The 19,551-nt window shown below is 65.6% G+C and carries 20 protein-coding genes and 1 pseudogene; 16 read left to right on the top strand and 5 right to left on the bottom strand.

Features of this window, described 5'->3' with window-relative positions:
- Positions 1-54 precede the first annotated feature (54 nt).
- The 3 genes from BW737_RS06075 to BW737_RS06065 are packed head-to-tail and all read left to right on the top strand — an operon-like array spanning position 55 to position 3,147.
- Positions 55-1,149, top strand: coding sequence for an efflux RND transporter periplasmic adaptor subunit (locus BW737_RS06075; RefSeq protein ID WP_257210540.1), 1,095 nt, complete (start codon positions 55-57; stop codon positions 1,147-1,149).
- Positions 1,106-1,918: an ABC transporter ATP-binding protein gene (locus BW737_RS06070; RefSeq protein WP_180272091.1), complete on the top strand. Its 813-nt coding sequence runs from the start codon at positions 1,106-1,108 to the stop codon at positions 1,916-1,918. The genes BW737_RS06075 and BW737_RS06070 overlap by 44 nt, the downstream gene beginning before the upstream one ends.
- Positions 1,915-3,147 carry an ABC transporter permease gene (locus BW737_RS06065; RefSeq protein WP_257210539.1) on the top strand — a complete coding sequence of 411 codons (1,233 nt, stop codon included), beginning with the start codon at positions 1,915-1,917 and terminating at the stop codon, positions 3,145-3,147. Before BW737_RS06070 ends, BW737_RS06065 begins: the two co-directional genes overlap by 4 nt.
- Before the next feature lie 108 nt (positions 3,148-3,255).
- On the opposite strand, the gene BW737_RS06060 is transcribed toward BW737_RS06065, so the two are convergent.
- Positions 3,256-3,654 carry an acylphosphatase gene (locus BW737_RS06060; RefSeq protein WP_086615675.1) on the bottom strand — a complete coding sequence of 133 codons (399 nt, stop codon included), beginning with the start codon at positions 3,652-3,654 and terminating at the stop codon, positions 3,256-3,258.
- Between the two features lie 176 nt (positions 3,655-3,830).
- Between BW737_RS06060 and BW737_RS06055 the strand changes: the two genes are divergently transcribed.
- Complete coding sequence (locus BW737_RS06055) at positions 3,831-4,667, top strand: exodeoxyribonuclease III (RefSeq protein ID WP_086615674.1); 837 nt, start codon at positions 3,831-3,833, stop codon at positions 4,665-4,667.
- A 307-nt stretch (positions 4,668-4,974) separates the two neighbouring features.
- On the opposite strand, the gene BW737_RS06050 is transcribed toward BW737_RS06055, so the two are convergent.
- The 4 genes from BW737_RS06050 to glyA form a co-directional block, all read right to left on the bottom strand.
- Positions 4,975-5,163: a hypothetical protein gene (locus BW737_RS06050; RefSeq protein ID WP_086615673.1), complete on the bottom strand. Its 189-nt coding sequence runs from the start codon at positions 5,161-5,163 to the stop codon at positions 4,975-4,977.
- 17 nt (positions 5,164-5,180) lie between these two features.
- The gene (locus BW737_RS15645) at positions 5,181-6,044 is read right to left on the bottom strand and encodes a hypothetical protein (RefSeq protein WP_143233303.1); all 864 of its coding nucleotides are present in this window, start codon (positions 6,042-6,044) and stop codon (positions 5,181-5,183) included.
- Positions 6,045-6,428: 384 nt separating this feature from the next.
- The gene (locus BW737_RS06035; protein ID WP_086615670.1) at positions 6,429-7,331 is read right to left on the bottom strand and encodes a bifunctional methylenetetrahydrofolate dehydrogenase/methenyltetrahydrofolate cyclohydrolase; all 903 of its coding nucleotides are present in this window, start codon (positions 7,329-7,331) and stop codon (positions 6,429-6,431) included.
- Positions 7,328-8,647, bottom strand: a complete 1,320-nt coding sequence (gene glyA / locus BW737_RS06030) for a serine hydroxymethyltransferase (RefSeq protein WP_086615669.1) — start codon at positions 8,645-8,647, stop codon at positions 7,328-7,330. The genes BW737_RS06035 and glyA overlap by 4 nt, the downstream gene beginning before the upstream one ends.
- A gap of 784 nt (positions 8,648-9,431) precedes the next feature.
- On the opposite strand from glyA, the gene BW737_RS17915 reads away from it, so the two are divergent.
- The 12 genes and pseudogenes from BW737_RS17915 (at position 9,432) to cas2e (ending at position 18,609) form a co-directional block, all read left to right on the top strand.
- Positions 9,432-9,956: a CRISPR-associated endonuclease Cas3'' gene (locus BW737_RS17915; RefSeq protein WP_257210538.1), complete on the top strand. Its 525-nt coding sequence runs from the start codon at positions 9,432-9,434 to the stop codon at positions 9,954-9,956.
- Between the two features lie 31 nt (positions 9,957-9,987).
- Positions 9,988-10,071 (top strand): annotated as a pseudogene (locus BW737_RS17910) (hypothetical protein); the annotation flags it as partial.
- Positions 10,072-10,095: 24 nt separating this feature from the next.
- Positions 10,096-10,275: a hypothetical protein gene (locus tag BW737_RS17905; RefSeq protein WP_257210537.1), complete on the top strand. Its 180-nt coding sequence runs from the start codon at positions 10,096-10,098 to the stop codon at positions 10,273-10,275.
- Entirely contained in the window at positions 10,233-12,380 is a 2,148-nt protein-coding gene (gene cas3 / locus BW737_RS06025; RefSeq protein ID WP_257210536.1) for a CRISPR-associated helicase Cas3', read from the top strand. Before BW737_RS17905 ends, cas3 begins: the two co-directional genes overlap by 43 nt.
- Positions 12,377-13,753 carry a type I-E CRISPR-associated protein Cse1/CasA gene (casA, locus tag BW737_RS06020; protein WP_257210535.1) on the top strand — a complete coding sequence of 459 codons (1,377 nt, stop codon included), beginning with the start codon at positions 12,377-12,379 and terminating at the stop codon, positions 13,751-13,753. Before cas3 ends, casA begins: the two co-directional genes overlap by 4 nt.
- Positions 13,750-14,034, top strand: coding sequence for a hypothetical protein (locus tag BW737_RS17900; protein WP_257210534.1), 285 nt, complete (start codon positions 13,750-13,752; stop codon positions 14,032-14,034). Before casA ends, BW737_RS17900 begins: the two co-directional genes overlap by 4 nt.
- An 89-nt stretch (positions 14,035-14,123) precedes the next feature.
- Positions 14,124-14,663, top strand: a complete 540-nt coding sequence (gene casB / locus BW737_RS06015; RefSeq protein ID WP_257210533.1) for a type I-E CRISPR-associated protein Cse2/CasB — start codon at positions 14,124-14,126, stop codon at positions 14,661-14,663.
- Between the two features lie 76 nt (positions 14,664-14,739).
- Positions 14,740-15,867, top strand: a complete 1,128-nt coding sequence (cas7e, locus tag BW737_RS06010; RefSeq protein ID WP_086615667.1) for a type I-E CRISPR-associated protein Cas7/Cse4/CasC — start codon at positions 14,740-14,742, stop codon at positions 15,865-15,867.
- The gene (gene cas5e / locus BW737_RS06005; protein WP_086615666.1) at positions 15,867-16,604 is read left to right on the top strand and encodes a type I-E CRISPR-associated protein Cas5/CasD; all 738 of its coding nucleotides are present in this window, start codon (positions 15,867-15,869) and stop codon (positions 16,602-16,604) included. The genes cas7e and cas5e overlap by 1 nt, the downstream gene beginning before the upstream one ends.
- Positions 16,595-17,281 carry a type I-E CRISPR-associated protein Cas6/Cse3/CasE gene (cas6e, locus tag BW737_RS06000; protein WP_086615665.1) on the top strand — a complete coding sequence of 229 codons (687 nt, stop codon included), beginning with the start codon at positions 16,595-16,597 and terminating at the stop codon, positions 17,279-17,281. Before cas5e ends, cas6e begins: the two co-directional genes overlap by 10 nt.
- Positions 17,282-17,284: 3 nt before the next feature.
- Positions 17,285-18,223 carry a type I-E CRISPR-associated endonuclease Cas1e gene (gene cas1e, locus BW737_RS05995; RefSeq protein WP_086615664.1) on the top strand — a complete coding sequence of 313 codons (939 nt, stop codon included), beginning with the start codon at positions 17,285-17,287 and terminating at the stop codon, positions 18,221-18,223.
- Positions 18,217-18,609, top strand: coding sequence for a type I-E CRISPR-associated endoribonuclease Cas2e (gene cas2e / locus BW737_RS05990; protein WP_086615663.1), 393 nt, complete (start codon positions 18,217-18,219; stop codon positions 18,607-18,609). Before cas1e ends, cas2e begins: the two co-directional genes overlap by 7 nt.
- Positions 18,610-19,551: the final 942 nt, after the last annotated feature.

Below are 19,551 nucleotides of genomic sequence, written 5' to 3'. Positions count from 1 at the left end.
CCCGACGGCCCCGAGCCGCCGTTCCCGGCATTGACAGCCGACCGGAGGTGCGCCGTGAAGCGCTATGTCCTGCCCACCATCAAGCTACTGATCGGCATTGTGATCGCGGTGGCCCTGGTGAAGATCGCCTTCTTCCCCGACTCGGACTCGGGCACCACCGCGAACATCTCCCCCGGCATAGACGTCACCACGCAAACCACGATCGTGAACACCGGGGACATCGCCAACACCGTGGACGTCAGCGGGCAGATCGTGGAGGACGCGGCCGTGGAGGCGCAGGCGACCCTGAACGGCGTCGTAGACTCCTTCGCCGTCAGCAAGGGCGCCACCGTCACCCAGGGGGAGCCGCTGATCTACCTCAAGCAGGTTGAGCCGCAGGAGCCGATCATCGGCACCGATGAGGACGGCAACCCGGTGGAGACGCCCGTGGAGGACAAGGTCACCTGGGCGACCGTGTATGCGCCCGCCGCCGGCGTGGTCTCCTTCAATGTGATCAAGGACCAGGAGACCAGCGTCGGCATGGTGGTGGCCACCGTCTCCCCCGGCACCTACTCCGCCAAGGGAACCATCACCGTAGACCAGCAGTACCGGCTGACCAATGCGCCGTCGTCGGCGACCCTGACCGTGGACGGCGGGCCGGCGCCCTTCGAGTGCACCGGGCTGACGATCGGTACTCGGGAGACCACTTCCACCACCACTTCCGAGACCGGCGAGGTCACCACCACCACCGGTGACGGCACCACCGTGGAGGTGCGCTGCGCGGTGCCCTCCGACCAACAGGTCTTCCCGGGACTGTCGGTGACCATTGGCGTGGACGCCGGTTCGGCCACCGACGCGCTGATCGTGCCCGTCACCGCCGTGGAGGGCTCCGTCACCACGGGGAACGTCTGGGTGGTCACCGATCCGGAGGACCCCGACGCCGCCGAGAAGCGCGAGGTCACCCTGGCATCACCGACGGCGAGAACATCCAGGTCACCGACGGCCTCGCCGAGGGGGACGAGATCCTGCTGTTTGTGCCCAACAAGGACACGGTGCGCACCGGCGAGCCGAACACCTGTGAGCCGGACGGCTCGGTGTGCTACGACGAGAACGGCGAGGAGTTACTGTGAGCCCGCTGCTGAGCATGCGGGGCATTGCCCGCACCTTTGAGGTGCCCGACTCCCCGCCCCTAAAGATCCTCACCAACGTCGACCTGGACGTTTCCGCCGGCGAGCACGTGGCCGTAGTCGGCCGCTCCGGCACCGGCAAGTCCACGCTGCTGAACCTGATCGGCATGATCGACCAGCCCACCGCGGGCACCTATGCCGTGGACGGGCGGGACACGCGCCGACTGAGCGAGGCCAGGCGCGCCCACCTGCGGGGGCAGACCTTCAGCTTCGTGTTCCAGTCCTTCAACCTGATTGAGGGATTGTCCACCACGGAGAATGTGGCCGCGCCGCTCCTATACGACACCGGTACCGCCTTCTGGACCCGCACTCGCCGCGCCGAGGAACTGTTGGCCTCCGTCGGTCTGGAGGACAAGCTCGGCTTCCCCATCGGCCGGCTGTCCGGCGGCGAGCAGCAGCGCGTCGCCATCGCCCGCGCCATGGCCCGCTGCCCGAGGGTGATCCTGGCCGACGAGCCCACCGGCGCACTCGACGTCGACACCGGCGCCCTGGTCATGGGGCTGCTGGAACGCCAGTGCCAGGAGACCGGTGCCGCGCTCATCGTCATCACCCATGACCTGGCGGTGGCCGGCCGCGCCCAGAGGCAGTACCGGCTCGACCACGGCGTGCTCACCCCAATCATCGTGCGACACGAGCGCACCGGAGGCCTGGACGAGTTCACCGAGGAAATCACCGAGGCCACGGCGGCCGACAGCGGCGGCCCGGAGGAGTCCCAGGAACGGCACACCGTGCCGCAGGAGGCAGCGTCATGACGGGCGTCCTTACTGGATTCTTCGGGGCCCTGGTGGAGGCGTGGGCGCAACTTCGCATCGGCAAGCTGCGGGTCATGCTCTCCCTGGTGGGTGTGGGCGCGGCCGTGGCCGCCATGACCTTCGTAATCGCCCTGGGCGAGGTGACCAGCGCGATCATCGACCAGGAGATCGCCACCTATGCGGGTCGGCCCGGCACCGTGAGCATTGAAGTCAGCCCCACCGGCCGCGGCGTAACCGGCGACTACCAAACCGACAACTACGGCATGGCCTGGGCCGAGGAGTCGGAGACGGAGAGCACGGACGGAGACTCTAAGGTCACCGAGCGCATCACCAAGGCGGAGATGAAGCTGGTCGACCGCTACAGCGCCAACAGTTGGGCCACCAACTACCTGCAGAGCCTGCGCATCGCCTTCCCGGGCGGATCCCGCAGCGTGGAGACGACCGTCGTCAGCCTCGGCTACGGCACCCTGCACCACACGGCGGTGGCGCAGGGCCGCTGGTTCTCGGCCGAGGACGCAGACGACCTCTCGCCGTCGCTGGTGGTCTCGCAGGGCTTCCTAGAAGAACTGGGCTACACCACCCTGGACGGGCCGTTGACCGTGCGCGCCTACTCCCCCGCGCAGACAACCTTCACCATCGTCGGAGTGCTCAAGCCTGATGACCTAACCTGGTGTGAGAACGACGTCGATGCCGCCGACTACTGCTACCAGACGATCAGCGCTTTCGCACTGACCGGACCCTACGAGCAGTGGTTGGGCAGCGAGGAGCGGGCCGCACTGCCGGCGCCGTCGCTGGAGATCTGGGCCGGTGAGGAACAAGAGCAGGAGCTGATCCGCCTGGCCACGCACGACCTGGACGCCCAGTTCGGGGCAGGCTCGACCCAAGCCTGGTCGAACACCGACGGCATGCAGGGCCTGGACACCGGCGGGTTCACCACGACCGTGACCATCGCGGGCGTGTTCGTCATGATCCTCGGTGCACTGAGCCTGATCAACATCTCCATGGTGACGGTGCGCCAGCGCATTCACGAGATCGGAGTGCGCCGTGCCTTCGGGGCGACCAGTCGGCGCATCTTCTTCTCCATCATGCTGGAGTCGGTAGTGGCTACCGTGGTCGCCGGAATCATCGGCATCGGCATTGCGATCGTGGGCATGCGGGTGGCGCCACTGGACTCGCTGCTGGGGATAGCGGTGGAGACCCGCCCGCCGTTCCCCATGTCCGCCGCCTGATCGGGTTGATCGCCGCAACCGGGGTGGGCGCTCTGTCCGGCATCATCCCCGCGGTGGTGGCGGTGCGCATCAAGCCGATCGACGCGATCCGCTACTAATAACCAGCCGTCAGTTGCCCATGACGAAGGCGCGGTGGCGCAGGCTGCCGGGGCGCAGATCGGTGACGTGCACGGAGGCGACGCTCGCCCAGCGGGGGCCGTGGTACAGCCAGGCGATCATGCGGGCGACGGCGTCGGCCGGCCCCTGGGCGAATACCTCCACGTCGCCGTCGTCCAGGTTGCGCACCTCCCCGACTAGTCCGAGCCGCTCCCCCTCCTCCATGCAGGACCAGCGAAAGCCGACTCCTTGCACGCGCCCAGAGACTACGGCGTGAATCGTGCGCCGGCGCTCGGCGTCGGGGGCGACGCCGGCCGCGTCGTCCCCGGAGCGGGCGGAGGCGCCCTGGTCTGCGGCGTCGGCGGGCTTGCTCGCCGGACGGCGAAAGACGTCGAAGAAGCTGCGCGACATATGCTCATTGTCGCAGGAAAGCTCGCCGCCTTACAGTGCCAGCCAGCATCGCGGTGCCCCGCCGAGGTAGGTAGACGTTACGTGCCGAGGTCGGTCGATACGACGGCCGAACCCGCTCACCGGCTCCCCCGATTGGAACTCGTGACCGAGCCAGCGCACACGTACACTCGGGCGTTATGCGCGTAGCCACCATCAACGTCAACGGCATCCGGGCCGCAGCCCGCAAGCATATGGATTCCTGGCTGGAGTCCAGTGCCCCAGATGTACTGCTGTTACAGGAGGTGCGGGCCGATGAGCCCACGGCGGCCGCACTGCTGCCCGGGTATGAGTCGGTGATCTGGCCGTGCCGTGTCAAGGGCAGGGCCGGCGTCGCCGTGGCGGTGCGTCAGGGGGCTACGGTGACCGTGGGCGCGGTGCGTCGCGGCGTCAGCGCTCCGGGCAGTGAGGAGCCGGATGTGGACTCCGGCCGCTGGTTGGAAGTGGATCTGACGTCCACTGACGAAGCCGGGGGGCAAACCCCGCTGACGGTCGTGTCCGCCTACTTCCACTCCGGTCAGGTCGGAACAATCAAGATGGACCAGAAGTACGCCCACCTGGATCTGGTGGACGCGCGCATGGCGTCGCTGCTGGCGCGCGCAGCTGCCGGTGGATCGGATGTGCTCATGGCCGGGGATCTGAACATCGTGCGCTCGGAGCGGGACATCAAGAACTGGCGCCCCAACCACAACAAGTCCGCGGGCGTGCTGGATGAGGAGATCGCCTACCTGGAGCGCTGGTTCGGCGCCGGCTGGGTGGACGTGGCCCGCAGTCTCGCGCCCGACGCGCAGGGCCCATACACCTGGTGGTCGCAACGCGGTAAGGCCTTCGACAACGACGCCGGCTGGCGCATCGACTACCAGGTGGCCACACCGAGGCTGGCCGAGCGGGCCCGCGCCTTCACCGTGGATCGAGCACCCAGCTACGCCGAGCGCTGGTCGGATCACGCCCCGGTCGTCGTCGACTACGACCTCTGAGGCGATTCGTCACTAATCACCCAGGCTACGGTTCGGCACTAACGCCGACGGTTCGTACCTTCTGATCGGCGGCTCGTACCTTCTTACGACGGTTCGGCACCTACGGGTACGAACCGTCACGCCAAAGTACGAAGCGTCGAAGCAAAGGTACGAACCGTCAGACTCGCGCGGATGCTGACCGTCGACTTATGGCGCGGCCAACACCTCCAAACAGGCACCGATAAGAATCCGGGCCCGCCGATCGCCTTGCTGACGTCGCGCAAAGCAATCTCGCCGAGGCGTACCGCCCTCACCGCACAGGTGCGATTCAGGGCAACGGGCTCATCGTGTTCATCCAGGCCCGCGGCTGCAACACCCACATTCTTCCCTGCGGAGAGGCATCAAGCACCTGGCGGACAATGCTGTCAGGTTCGCGCAGTGCCGGTGTCTTGAAGCGCACGACCCTCCAGCCAATACGCTTGAGCCGGTCCTGGCGGATTCCCTCCTGGAATACCACATTATCTCCCGCATACTTCAGGCGCCATCAAACTCAACGTCGAGCATGATGTCCGGCCAGGCCAGATCCAGGAAGTACTCGTTGTTCTCAGCGACTACCCGGTGCTGAAGGTCTGGCAGCGGAAAGCCTGCCGCCAGGAGAATCCTGCGCAGCTCACTCTCACCCGGCGACTCCGCCCAGGGAGACAACAGCTTGAGCAGACTCTGTGCGCGTACTCGCCCGTTACGGTGCCGGTATGAACTGAGTCTCTCTTCGACATCAGCAATCAGTTCTCGCCACAGCGCGTTGGTGTCTCGACTGCGCCAACGGTCCGGGCGGCAGTGGACTCTCAGCAGCGAGTCACCTGCCACCAACGCGTCTGCGGGCGGTAGGTCAAGCAGACAATCAGTCAGTGTACGGGCAAGCGAAGTTACCGGCACACCGTTGATGGTGATAATGTCGTGATCATGGAGGTCTTCGCGGTAATGACGGCGCAGTTGCACCTGTCGTCCCAACCGTTCCGCACGTTCTAACGGGATACGCTCGCCCCTGGGGACCCGCCTCGCAAGTGTTCCACCATAGATCACCCGCGGAAGAGCGGTGGTGGTCATACGTGGCCTATACGACAGCACGACATCAATATCAGGCTCGAATCTGCGCAGTGATCCCCCATGAATGAGTACCGCGGCCTCGTATGCAATGGCGATCGTACCTGTGCCCGCATGCAGCGCAGCAACGGCCCTGGCCAGGGTCACTTCACGTTTTTGGGCCCAGTGCCCGACAGAGACCTGCGGCAGGAGAACCTGTCCACGCATGATCGGTACCGCAGTTTCAGGAACGGCGCCAAGGCATCCGGTAGTGGATACGACGGCTGGGAGCACCGCGGAAACGTGAACGGTCATGACTACAGCATGGAGGATGTCAACGCCGTGCCACATCTGACCGTTCACATATTTGCGAACGAGTGGCGCACCAACCACACCTGTGGACGGCGGTGGGCCGGTACGCCGTACGCCAGCGGTATTCCCGGATCACGCAGCCAGGCTGCGGTTCGGCACTAACTCTGACGGTTCGTACCTTCTGATCGGCGGATCGTACCTTCTTACGACGGTTCGGCACCTACGGGTACGAACCGTCATGCCAAAGTACGAAGCGTCGAAGCAAAGGTACGAACCGTCAGCCAGATAGCCCCGTGAAGCGCGTCATCGCTCATTCGAGACGTATCGCAGCGGGAGCCACAGCCGGGTGACGCGGCCCCGAACCGCTCATCCCGGGCGCAGCGCGTATCAGCCGACGGCGTTGCGCTCGGCGATCTCGACGACGTTGGCCAGCAGCAGGGCGCGCGTCATCGGGCCGACGCCCCCGGGGTTCGGGGACAGCCAGGCGGCAACCTGGTCGACGCCGTCGGCGACGTCGCCCATGATGCGGCCCTTGCCGGTCTCGGGATTGACCACTCGGGATACACCCACGTCCAGGACCACGGCTCCGGGGGCAACCATGTCGGCCGTGACGATGCCGGCCGAACCGGCAGCGGCTATGACGACGTCGGCGCGGCGCACGTGCTCGGCCAGGTCCCGGGTGCCGGTGTGGCAAACGTCGACGGTGGCGTTGACGTCCTTGCGCATCAGCAGCAGGCCGATGGAGCGCCCCACGGTGACGCCGCGGCCGATGACGCACACGTTCTTGCCGGCCAGGTCGATGCCGTGACGGGTGATCAGCTCGATGCAGGCGCGCGGCGTACACGGCAACGGCGAGGTGATCGGACCCGTGCCGCGCAGCACCAGGCGGCCGAGGTTCGTGGGGTGTAGGCCGTCGGCGTCCTTGTCGGGGTCGACGCGCTCCAGGATGGCGTTGGTGTCGATACCGGCGGGCAGCGGCAGCTGGACGATGTAGCCGGTGCAGGCGGGGTCGGCGTTGAGGCGGTCGATCGCCGCCTCGATCTCGGCCTGCGTGGCCGTGGCGGGCAGATCCACGCGGATGGATTCGATGCCGACCTCGGCGCAGTCGGCGTGCTTACCGGCCACGTACTTGACGCTGCCGGGATCCTCGCCGACCAGCACCGTCCCCAGGCCCGGGGTGATGCCGCGCTCGCGCAGCGCGGTCACGCGCTCGGCCAGTTCGGCCTTGAGCGCCGCCGCGGTGGCCTTGCCGTCCAGGACGCGAGCGGCGCCGTCCCAGGGGGCCCTCACTGGGCCAGCCCCGGGTAGAGCGGGAAGGCATCGGTGAGCGTGCGCACGCGGCCGCGCAGGCCGGCCAGCAGCTCCTCGTCGGCCTTGCCGGCGGCCCCGGCCACCAGGGCGGTGGCGATGATGTCGGCGACCTCGGTGAACTCGGTGGGGCCAAAGCCGCGGGTGGCCAGGGCCGGGGTGCCGATGCGCAGGCCGGAGGTGACGCGCGGCGGGCGCGGATCGAAGGGGACGGCGTTGCGGTTGACGGTGATGCCCGCGTCGTGGAGCAGGTCCTCGGCCTGCTGGCCGTCGAGGGCGGAGTCGCGCAGGTCCACGAGCACCAGGTGGACGTCGGTGCCGCCGGTGACCAGCTTGATGCCGGCGGCGGCGACGTCGTCGGCCAGTAGGCGCTGGGCGAGGATCGCGGCGCCCTCGACGGTGCGGGCCTGGCGGTCCTTGAACTCGTCGGTGCCTGCGATCTTCATGGCGACGGCCTTGGCGGCGATCACGTGCATGAGCGGTCCGCCCTGCTGTCCGGGGAAAACTGCGGAGTTGAGCTTCTTGCCCCACTGGTCGGCGCGGTTGGTCAGCAGCATGCCGGAACGGGGGCCGCCGAGGGTCTTGTGGACGGTGGTGGACACGACGTCGGACCACGGCAGCGGGGAGGGATGCAGGCCCGCGGCAACCAGGCCGGCGAAGTGGGCCATGTCGGTCCACAGGGCGGCGCCGACCTCGTCGGCGATGGAGCGGAAGGCCTCGAAGTCGAGGTGGCGGGGGTAGGCGGACCAGCCGGCGATGATGACGCGGGGGCGCTCGCGCAGGGCGGCCTCACGCACCTGCTCCATCTCGATGCGGTGGGTGGTCTCGTCCACGCCGTAGGCGGTGGCGTGGTAGTTCTTGCCGGAGAAGTTGATCTTCATGCCGTGCGTGAGGTGACCGCCGTGGGCGAGCGACAGGCCGAGGATGGTGTCGCCGCCGTCGGCCAGGGCGTGCAGGACGGCGGCGTTGGCCTGGGCGCCGGAATGCGGCTGGACGTTGGCCCACTCGGCGCCAAAGACGGCCTTGGCGCGCTCGATGGCCAGGGACTCGGCGACGTCGACGACCTCGCAGCCGCCGTAGTAGCGGCGCCCGGGGTAGCCCTCGGCATACTTGTTGGTCAGGACGGATCCCTGTGCCTGGAGGACGGCGCGCGGCACGAAGTTCTCCGAGGCGATCATTTCCAGGGTGCCGCGCTGGCGGGCAAGCTCGTCGTCGAGGACGGCGGCGATCTCGGGGTCGAGGTCGGCCAGGGGCTGGTTGTTGAGGGCGGTGCGGGCGGTGGCCGCGGAGTCGGTCATGGTTCTCCTGATGTGTGCGCGGCGCGGGCCACGCGTTGGCGTCGACCTCGGCCCAGGCGGGCGACCAGGTTCTCCGTTGCTGCGTCCCGGGTCACCGCGGGGGTGCGAGCGGACCCGTGACGTGCCGTCGCTCCCCGGTGGTGACCACCTTTTCGCCAGTCACGACGACGGCCCCATGCTAGCGCCGACGACGCGGCGGGGCCAGGTGGACGCATGCGGGTGTGCTGCACGATCAACTGTAGTCAGCAGACCAGTCGATCGCGCAGCACACCTCGGCATCCCCGCTTGCGCGAGGTGAACGCGTCCGCGAGCTATTACATCGGCTCATCCCCGCCGCGCAGGGTGCACGTTTTTGCTTGCGCAACCACGCAGGACCGACTAGCTTTCAACCATCGAGATCGAGGTGCATCAGCGTTCTAATACATCTTTGATGAATCTCGACCTCCGCCCCACGGTGCGAGTTACGGAGGTGATTCCAGTGGACAAGATTGAGCTGACGACCGCGCTGCTGCAGTTCGCAGCAGCACTACTGACGAACATCAGCATCATCCTCGTCCTCTTGTAGAGGGGCAGCGCGACTGGATGGGGCGTAAGCGGCGGCCTCCACTTACGCCCCCCAGGCTATCCGACCCCACACTCCGATCACAAACGGCCTACCCACCCAGATTGACCACTACACACTCCAACAAGGCCCCAACACACGTTAGCGGCAGCCCACATACAACAGGAAGCCTGATGTGACCCGTGCAATACTCTGCCCGTCCCCATTCAAAGGAGGTCCCGGATGACGCTCTCAGCTCCCACCCGGTCCGTGTGGGCGAAGTCCGGATACGACCCCGACAGCCGCGTATGGCTTCCTCTATGGCTGCACCTACTGGATAGTGCGGCCGTGGCCGAGCACCTGGCGCGCATCTGGCTGGCGCCGACCGTCCAGGATCTCATTGAGCGCGAGTTCGCCGGATCCAATTCCGACCTTTCCCCCGTCGACGAGTTCTGTCTGCTGGCGTCCTGGATCGCCGGAGTCCACGACATAGGCAAGTGTTCGCCGGCGTTCTCCAGCAAGGTCCCGCACCTCGACGATCGGATGCGAGAAGCTGGCCTTAAGCACGAGCCGCTCGACACCGATGACCGCCGCAAGATGCCACACGGATTGGCTGGACACATCGTCCTCCAGCGCTGGCTCCGCACGGAGTGCGCCGGTACCCGGGGTGGTTGCACAGCCCTCGCCTCCGTCGTCGGAGCCCATCACGCATTCCACCCACCACGGCCAACCTCACCACTGAAACCGCAGGACGTGACCATCTGCTAGGCGATGAGCCTGGGAGACCGCTCGCCGTGAGCTGCTAGACCTCGTAACCGCCACGACCGGTGCCGCTCCCCTACTAGGCGCTTGGAGCCGCCACAAGTGGTCCCAACCGTTCCTCGTTGAACTGTCCGGCCTGGTCATCGTGGCCGACTGGATCGCCTCAACCGAAGACTATTTCCCACTGCTTCCCCTGGACGACGACGGCACCACCCTGCTCACACCCCACGCCCATGCTGCCCGCATCAAAAGGGGCCTGTCGCTGTTGGAGATCCCCTCGCCGTGGCACCCACGCGATACCGGCATCGATGCGACTCGCTACTGACGCAGCGGTTCAAGCTGCCCGACGGCGCGCGCGCCACCGACATTCAGGCGCATGCGCTCGATACCGCCCGCACCATGGAACTCCCCGGAATCCTGGTCGTTGAAGACTCCACCGGTGGAGGCAAGACCGAGTCGGCGCTCATGGCCGCCGAGGTGCTTGCCGCGCGCACCGGACGCTCGGGTATCCTCTTCGCTCTGCCGACCCAGGCAACTACTGACGCCATGTTCTCCCGCGAGCTGGACTGGCTGGAGGCCATTGAACAGGCGTACGCCGACGAAGGCGCTCCCTCGGACTTCGCTGTGCAGTTGATTCACGGTCGCGCCCGCCTGAATGAGGAGGCCCGGGAACTACGACGCCGCGGATACCAACTGCGGGATCGGTTGTTCGGGTCTCTCGGCGGCGAACAAGCGGAAGGCCCGCGCCCAACGGGTATCGGTTGGGACGAACTGGAAGCAAGCACGAAGGAATCACTCGACGCAGCGGGGCGGCGCGCGGCTGACGTGGCCATCATGGCGTGGTTCAGTGGACGGAAGAAGTCAATGCTGTCGGACTTCGTCGTCACCACCGTGGACCATCTGCTATTTGTTGCAATGCGCTCGCCACATCTGGCGATGCGCCACCTGGGCCTGTCCCGCAAGGTAGTTGTGGTGGATGAGGTGCACTCCTACTCGACCTACATGAACGCCTACCTTGACCGGGCGCTGACCTGGCTGGCCGCCTACGGCGTGCCGGTGGTGCTGCTCTCCGCGACACTTTCGGAAGAACGCTGCACATCGATGGTTGATGCGTACCGTCGCGGCCTGCAGCTGTCCAACGGACAAAAACCCCGTAAGCATTCCGACCCCGAGACGATCGGTACGCCCTTCCCGTGCCTGGTTGCGGCCGGTCGCGATTCAACCGAGGTCATCCGAGTCACCTCCGCGGGGCGCCGCTCTATCGTCCAGATCCAACAACTCGCCAAAGACAGCCTGCTGCCGCTGCTGGAGGACAAGCTCGCCGACGGCGGCTGCGCCCTAATCGTCCGCAACACCGTCGGGCGCGCTCAGGAGACCTATGAGGCACTGCGCGAGCACTTCGGCGAAGACGTCACCCTTAACCATGCCCGCTTCACCATCGGTGATCGCCTTGCCAAGGACGCCGACTTACTTCATCGGTTTGGTCCGCCGCGCAGCCAACCCGAACGCCCGCACCGGGCCATCGTCGTCGCCACGCAAGTGGTGGAGCAGTCGCTCGACGTCGATTTCGACCTGCTCGTCACCGACCTTGCTCCCGTCGACCTGGTACTTCAGCGTATGGGCCGACTGCACCGCCACACGCGCCCGCGTCCGCCCCGGCTTGCTACGCCCACCTGCTACATAGATTGGCTACCGACGACGGGTACTAGCAAGCCTTCGCTTGAAGGCGGCGCCGAGGCGATCTATGGGGAGCATGACATGCTGCTCAGCGCCGCCGCCTTACACAGCGTCGTCGACGGCAGCGGGGTCGTGACGGTACCCGACGACGTCCATGGTCTGATCGAGGCTGTATATGGAGATGGCGCCAACGTGCCGTCAGCGTGGCAGGACGCGCTTACGCAAGCGCGCGACGCCTACGCGCAAGAACTCCAAAACAAGCAAAACGCTGCGAGGGCGTTCCTACTGGAAGAACCCGAGCGCAGTGGCAAGTCCGCTTCACTAATCGACTGGCTTCAGACTACGGCGTCGGACAGCGAGGAAACCGGGCGCGCACAAGTCCGCGATGGCGAGGACTCGCTGGAAGTCATTCTGCTTGAGCTTTATCGCGAAGGCGGGCAAGAGGAGCTGCGGACGCTGGCGCACGCGCCGGGGGCTCCGGGGGCTTTGATTCCGACGGACCAGGTTCCCAGCCGTGACGTTGTACGGGCCATGGCGATGTCTGCCGTACGGCTGTCGGCAGGCGTCACCAGGGGCGACAAGATGGACCAGGCAATTGATGAGCTTGAAGTTCGTGTCGTACCCGCGTGGCAGGCTGACTCACAGCTCCGGGGGCAGCTCTTCCTCCTCCTTGAGGATGGCCGGGCACAGCTGGCCGGAACCACCCTCGAATACTCATCCACCACCGGACTAAAGGAGGTTCGTAACGCATGACAGCAAGCTTCAATCTTCTCGACGAGCCCTGGATCAGGGTGACCCGACTCGACGGCGCACCCGATGAGGTCTCTCTCCTCGCCCTTTTTTACAACGCGGCGAGTATAGAGGGCATCCACGGCGAGATCGCCAGTCAGGACATGGCGATTCTGCGTCTGCTCCTGGCCATCTGCCACCGCGCCATGGGCGGCCCCGAGGATCTGGACACGTGGGAGGAATACTGGGAAGAGCCAGGCAGGCTCGGAACAGACGCAGCCGTCTATCTCGAGCGCTTCCGGGACCGATTCGACCTACGCGACCCCGAGCAGCCATTCTTTCAAGTGGCCGGGATTCACTCGGCTTCGGGCAAGGTCTCAGGGCTGGAATCCTTGATTGTGGACGTGCCCAACGGCAATCCCTTCTTCACCACTCGCATCGCCGAGGGCCTGGACTCCATCGGCTGGGCGGAAGCCGCGAGGTGGCTGGTCCACGTCCACGCATACGACCCTGCAGGGATTCGCTCCGGCGCCGTCGGCGATCCGCAGGTTAAGAACGGCAAGGGCTACCCGATCGGTCCGGGGTGGACCGGACAGATCGGCGCCGTAGCTGTGACTGGCGACAACCTGGAGCGCACGCTGCTGCTCAACACCGTGGTCTGCGAAGAGGTACCCGGACTACGCGATGTTGATCCGGAGTTAGACCTCGCCCCGTGGGAGAAAGACCCCGATAGCCCGGCGGGTTCGCTGACGCTGGAACCGACCGGCCCGGTCTCCTGCTACACGTGGCAGACGCGACGCGTCCTGCTGCACGGCGACGATGACTCGGTGACCGGACTGTTTCTTGGGAATGGGGACAAAGCCACCCCACAAAATCGGTTCTCCGTTGAACCCATGACAGCGTGGCGCTTCTCCGACCCGCAGACCAAGAAACGCAAAGCACCCGTCTACATGCCGCGTAAGTTGCCGACGGACCGGGCCTTCTGGCGAGGCTTGTCCTCACTGATCGCGCAGCTAAGTCCCTCACTGACGGTCAAGGGTGCAGGAGACGTGACCAGGTTTATGCCGCCCGGTGTGGTCGGCTTCTACCAGCGCCTCATGCGGGACGAGATGGTTCCAAAATCGGGTCTCATACCATTGCACGCCACCGGCATCGAGTATGGCGCGCAAGAAGCCGTGGTCTCCGAACTGGTCGATGACACCCTGGTGCTGCCGGCAAAGCTGCTCGACCCCGAAGAAACGCGCCTGGTCGCCGTGGTCCGGGACGCCATGGAGCAGACCGAGCAGGTGGCCGGTGCGCTGCGCAACCTCGCCGCAAATCTAGACCGCGCCAGTGGCGGCAGCCGGATACGGCGTCGGCGGCTCGTGATCGTGCCAGCAGCGCCTTCTACCAGGTGATTGATGAGGAGTTCCCCCGCTGGCTCGCTTCCCTGGCAGAGATCGCCCCGGCGAAGGGGCGCGAGCAATGGCAGGCTCTCCTGCGGTCCGAGGCCTGGCGGCAGCAGGACGCACTCGCTTCCGCAGCACCGTACACGGCCTTCGCCGGTCGGGGCGAGGGAACGGGACGCATGGACGTCAGCCGTGCGCTGGTCTTCTTCCGTGCAGCGCTCAACAAGATCATCTCTCCGCCCAATAGCGAAGATGCGCCCAACAATGAAGAAGAGAGGACAGTTGCATGACGCAGCCAGATTCCGACGCTCCCACAGAGCCCCAAAGCACAGCACCGCCGCAAAACCCGAGACGCAGGCTAAAGGATGCCGGGCAACTCGTGGATAGGCGCCTGGGCGGGAAGAATGGCCTCCAGGCCCGCTACCTGCGCAATGAGTCTCAGGGGCGCGCCGACGTTGCTGCCCTGCGCAAGGCAGCAAGTCGAGCTCCCGGGGATCTTCCCGAGGTCTGGTCGTTGACCGCCGTACCCGTCGTTTCCGGGGCCGGAGACACTCCGACCCGGGAAGAGTTCGCCGTGCACACGGCCATGACCCTGTATGCCGTGCACCAACAGTCGCGGAACGAGGGCATGTTCCAGCCCGGAGTCGGCCTTGGCCAAGCAGCCCGGGATTTAATCGGTCCGCGCGACCAGGAGAACCCTTCCGCGCGTGCACGGTTCAACGCCCTGGTTACTTCCACAACCGTCAATGAGCTACGCCATCATCTGCGAAGTTTCATTTCGCAGTTGCGCGCCCGACGCATCCCCTTGGATCACGCCATGCTCGCCGATGACTTAGTTGATTTCCAACGTCCAGGAGGTACCAAGGATGTCCGGCTGCGGTGGTCCCGCCAATACGGACGGATCTCTGCCACCGATTAGACCGCCTCGGCATCCGAGCCAGCGACCTTCGCTTCCACCGACTTCCTACCCGCCCCTTCAACCCCGGAGAACTGAAATGAACACCTACGTCGACCTCCACATCATCCAGAACCTGCCGCCGTCCTGCGTCAACCGCGATGACTCCGGCTCCCCCAAATCCGCCTTCTACGGCGGGGTACGCCGCCTGCGGGTATCCAGCCAGTCGTGGAAGCGGGCCACACGCCTGTACTTCAACGAGCTCCTGGACGCCTCTGATGTCGGCATTCGCACCAAGCGTGTCGTCGAACTGCTGGCAAACAAGATCGCGGATGAGGCCACCGACCTCGCCGACTCCGCCCCCACACTGGCCGAGGAGGTATTCAAAGCAGCCAAGATCAAGCTCTCCCCTCCCCGCGGTAAGAAAGACGCTCCGCAGGAATCCGGTTACCTCCTGTTCCTCTCAACGAGTCAGGTCGCGCGATTGGCCGGACTCGCCATAGCTGCCGCTCGGAGCGGCGAGAAGGTTGATGCCAAGGAGGTCAAGAAGATCTTCAAGGAGGCCCACGCCGTCGACGTTTCCTTGTTTGGCCGCATGGTCGCGGATGACACCGACCTAAACGTCGACGCCGCCTGCCAGGTAGCGCACGCGATCTCCACCCACGCCGCCGAGAACGAATATGACTTCTTCACCGCCGTCGACGACGCGAAGTCGCGCACCGAAGAGGAGGACGCCGGCGCGGGCATGATGGGGACGGTCGAGTTCTCCTCGGCAACGATGTACCGCTACGCCACCGTCAACTGCGACCTACTCGCCGAGAACCTGGGCAACACCGATGCCGCGCTGCGCGCACTCGAAGTATTCGTAAAGGGTTTCTGCCTATCCATGCCCACCGGAAAGCAGAACACCTTCGCCAACCGGACCGTGCCCGAGGCGATCGTCGTCTCCGTGCGGGATGACCAGCCGGTCTCGCTGGTGGGTGCGTTCGAGCAGCCCGTACGCACCGACGAGATTCACGGCTACCTTGGTCGCTCTATCGAGGCGCTGGCGGAGCACGCGCGCGCGGTGGAAAACACCTACGGCCTACGCCCCCTAGCGAGCTTCGTCGTCTCCCTGAAGGACTCCGACGCCGTTGCGTCCTTGGGTGAGCGGGTCTCCTTCGCGGATCTGTCCGGCCGCCTGCGGGAGACTGTGGCGGCACGCGTGGCCAATGAGGAGCAGGCCTGATGGCTGTTCTCCTGCTACGACTTGCGGGCCCGATGCAGGCGTGGGGGGTGAAGTCACGGTTCACCGTTCGCGCCACGGAACTTGCCCCCACCAAGAGCGGAGTGATCGGCATGCTCGCCTCCGCGGTAGGACGACGGCGGACGGATCCGATCGAGGATCTGCTGAAGCTCCGCTTCGGCGTCCGCAAGGACCAGCCCGGCACCGTGATTCGCGACTTTCACACCGCCCGATCGCTCGACGGCAAGGACTCCATGCCACTGTCGGAGCGCTACTACCTCACAGACGCCGTATTCCTGGCCGGGATCGAGGGAGACTATGCACTCCTTCAGGGGCTAGACGAGGCGGTCAAGCACCCCGTCTTCCCCCTGTACCTGGGCAGACGCTCGTGCCCGCCGACGCAGCCAGTGTCACTCGGGCTGCGCGACGCGCCGCTCTATGATGCGCTCAAGGAGGAACCATGGTTGGCCTCACCGTGGTTCCGTCGCCGTCGTCGGGACTCGGCTTTCAACGCCGAGTTGCTCCTGGACCGGGATGCCGTGCCCGACGATGCGCACACGGGCGCTCTCCGTGGAAGTCGTGATGTTCCGATGTCCTTCGATCCGCGCCGTCGCGAGTACGGGTTCCGCCAAGTAGAGCGGCTGGAAGTACAGGTGACCGCGCCCGCGGATGAGCCGTCTTCATCCGCGGATACCCACGATCCGATGGCCGATGTGGAGGAGGCCGCGCAGTGTTCCTAACGAAGATTGACCTCGATCCGTCCCGGCGCCTTGCTCGCAAGTACCTGGGCTCGCCGCAGGTAATGCACGCCGTCGTCATGAAGGCGGCGGGAGAAGACACTGGGGACGGCGTAGGCAGAGTCCTGTGGCGAGTGGATCCCGGAGCAAGTACCTCTCTCTACTTGCTCACCCCCTCGGAACCCGACTGTACACAGATCGTTTCCGACGTCGGCGTTCACGATTCGCAGGCCCGGTCTCTCGACTACTCGCCGTTCCTGAATCAGCTGGACACCGGCCAACTGTGGGCGTTCCGGCTGGCCGCCAATCCCTCACGTTCGGTCGCGCAGGGGCCCGGCAAACGCGGAAAGCGGTACGGCCACGTCACCGTCGAGCAGCAACGCCAGTGGTTGATAAGCCGCACCCTCGAATACGGCTTCGAGGTCGTTCCCACCGAAGCGGCGGACGATGCCGAAGCGACGCGCTCTGTCGTCGTCGTCCGCCGAGAACGCCCAGTCTTCAACCGCCAACGACCTGACACCGAAGTGCGCGACCGAGTCACGATCAACCGGACCGTCTATGAAGGCGTTCTGCACGTGACGGATCCGGACAAGCTCCGTCACGCGTTAGTGGCAGGTATCGGGCGCTCAAAGGCATATGGGTGTGGCCTCATGACTCTAGCCAGAGTGAAGCGGGGCTAGCCCATGGGCCGAATGCTGCCGGTTCCCGTGACGGCGCTCCCGCGTGTGCAGGATCGCATGACGTTCCTCTATGTGGAGCATTGTGTGGTGCACCGCGAGGACGGAGCGCTTACTGCACGCAACGACCAGGGCACTGTCCGGGTCCCGGCAGCCTCGCTGATCGCGGTGCTTTTGGGCCCCGGAACCTCGGTGAGCCACCAGGCCATGTGTCTGCTGGGCGAGTGCGGAACGACCGCCGTCTGGGTGGGAGAACGGGGCGTGCGCTACTACGCACATGGACGCTCGCTGGCCACTTCAACCCGCTTGCTGGAGGAACAGGCGGCCCGAGTCTCCTCGCCACAAAAGCGTCTGCGGGTAGCCCGCGAAATGTACTGCATGCGCTTCCACGGCGAGGATGTCAGCGGCCTCACCATGCAGCAGCTGCGAGGTCGAGAGGGCGCCCGCGTGCGCGAAATATACCGGGAGAACTCACGCAGGACCGGCGTTCCGTGGACCCGCCGCGACTACCGGCCCGACGACTTCGAGGCGTCAGATCCGATCAACCAAGCGCTTTCCGCCGCCCATGCAGCACTTTACGGGGTAGTGCACGGAGTCATTGTTTCGCTGGGATGTTCGCCCGGCTTGGGCTTTGTACATACCGGGCACGAGCGTTCTTTCGTGTACGACGTCGCCGATCTCTACAAGGCGGAAACTACAATTCCAATGGCTTTCGACGTAGTCGCAGAGGGCATGGAGGACCTGACAGGTACCACTAGGCGCCGAGTACGGGACAAGGTGTTCGAGTTGCAAGTTATCGAGCGCGCCGTCAAGGACATCTGTAGCCTGCTTGGCGCCGAGGAGCAGGACGACCTGAGCGTCAACGTGGTGTCTTTATGGGACTACCAGCGACGCGTAGTCGCCGGAGGGGCGAACTACTCGGAAGAGGATGCGGGCGGATGGTAGTGCTGATTCTTTCGGCCTCACCCGCGTCTCTGCGGGGCGCCATGACGCGCTGGCTGCTAGAGGTGACTCCAGGCGTATTCGTCGGGCATCTGTCTGCCCGGGTGCGCGAACAGCTGTGGGAGCTCGTCAGGGCGTACATTGGTGATGGGCGCGCCTTGCTCATCTGGTCCACTCGCTCTGAGCAGCACTTCGAAATCGCTTCGCTCGGCCACGACCGCGACCCTGTCGATATCGAGGGCTGCATAGTGATGCGTACCCCATACCGGCAGATTGAGGGAACGACGCCAATTCCCGGTGCCGTGAAGCCCGCTAAGGAATCATGGTCGATTGCTGCTCGACGGCGTCGCTTCCGCAACTCGGCGGAGCGGGCGCTAGGTCAGCAGTAAAGGAATCCGGTGTAGAGTCTGCTGTCGCGCCGTTGGGATTCCAAGGATCTACAAGTGTCGACCCCGCGCGAGCGGGGATGATCCCCCATTGGGTAGGCCGTAAGCGGGTAGGGCACGGTCGACCCCGCGCGAGCGGGGATGATCCCAACAACGACGACGACAACAACAACGACGACGAGTCGACCCCGCGCGAGCGGGGATGATCCCAGCTGGGAAGAAGTCACGACTGCGGAGCGCCAGTCGACCCGCGCGAGCGGGGATGATCCGCACGTGCCTCTCCAAGGCGTCAATCAAGTGCTGTCGACCCCGCGCGAGCGGGGATGATCCCAACAACGACGACGACAACAACAACGACAACGAGTCGACCCCGCGCGAGCGGGGATGATCCCTTCCACAGAGTAGAGCCACTAGGTAGGCCGGGGTCGACCCCGCGCGAGCGGGGATGATCCGATGTGATGCGCGCAAGGAGTGTCGGGCGCGCAGTCGACCCCGCGCGAGCGGGGATGATCCGGCAAAGCGCGAACAACAACAACAACAACAGTCGACCCCGCGCGAGCGGGGATGATCCTCGATGGGGACGTGTATTACTGGGAGCGCCGGTGTCGACCCCGCGCGAGCGGGGATGATCCCTATGGCATGACCATGCCCTACACGTCAAGCCGGTCGACCCGCGCGAGCGGGGATGATCCTGGACGGGTCGAACGCCAGGGTGGTCACTGACGGTCGACCCGCGCGAGCGGGGATGATCCCCTCCTCCCCGGCGGCGAGCGTTAGGACGACCGGTCGACCCGCGCGAGCGGGGATGATCCGGCGCTAGACCGGGCCGGTAGCGACAACGCATAGTCGACCCGCGCGAGCGGGGATGATCCTACTCAGGCCAGCGGACCTGGCGGCAGCCATCGTCGACCCGCGCGAGCGGGGATGATCCCGTGGACAGGCTAC

The sequence above is a fragment of the Actinomyces ruminis genome (assembly GCF_002154335.2).
GTDB lineage: Bacteria > Actinomycetota > Actinomycetes > Actinomycetales > Actinomycetaceae > Actinomyces > Actinomyces ruminis.
This window is presented reverse-complemented; position numbering and strand designations above follow the sequence as displayed.